This window comes from Nostoc sp. MG11 (assembly GCF_014904695.1).
Classification (GTDB): domain Bacteria; phylum Cyanobacteriota; class Cyanobacteriia; order Cyanobacteriales; family Nostocaceae; genus Komarekiella.
Map to the genome: position 1 here is coordinate 1 of NZ_JACXXN010000220.1, position 606 is coordinate 606.

The window sequence follows — 606 nt, forward strand, 5'->3', positions numbered from 1 at the left end:
TCAGTCGATACTCTGTAGTACTTTGAACGAGCCGCAAAGTCTGCTGACAGCCTTGGAGAATCTGTCGTATCTCTGCTGTGGTTAGTATGATTTCCATCTCTGCCCTACTTTTTAGCTAAACTTCTCAAAATCTGGGCAAGTATCACTCTCTACACCACCCGGATGTATTCCGCAAATCAGCATTACTCCTTGGTATTTAATCCCGTGAAAGTTTTTGCAACCCCTACAAGCTTTGGGGATTCCTTTGCGTCTTTCTGATAAGATCTTTTCGATATCTGACTCGACTTTGACTTGATACAAACGGGTAGCAGCTAAAAGACTTCCACCGGATAACAACCATGAACCAGCAAGTACGCTTTTGACACTCGCCTCATTAGTCCCTTTGATTAGAATTGTGCTTCCAATTAGCGCTGCTGTTACTCCCATTGCTCCAGCACAAATATTTAAGTACTTGTTCAACATGGCTTTGTCCTGATTATTTATAAAAATTATCCCTGCTAATACTAAGACTTGCCCCCAGTAAAGAACTGCCTAAGAAGGTGGAAAAACTAACCAACATACCTCCCAAACAAGCGTTTTTCTGATAGTGCCAGCTAGAGAAAATTA

1 protein-coding gene is annotated in these 606 nt (G+C 41.7%); it reads right to left on the reverse strand.

Translation table 11 applies throughout. The annotated features are described in order from the left end of the window. Positions 1-111: 111 nt before the first annotated feature. The gene (locus HCR01_RS38185; RefSeq protein ID WP_193201049.1) at positions 112-462 is read right to left on the reverse strand and encodes a hypothetical protein; all 351 of its coding nucleotides are present in this window, start codon (positions 460-462) and stop codon (positions 112-114) included. Between the last annotated feature and the right edge of the window lie 144 nt (positions 463-606).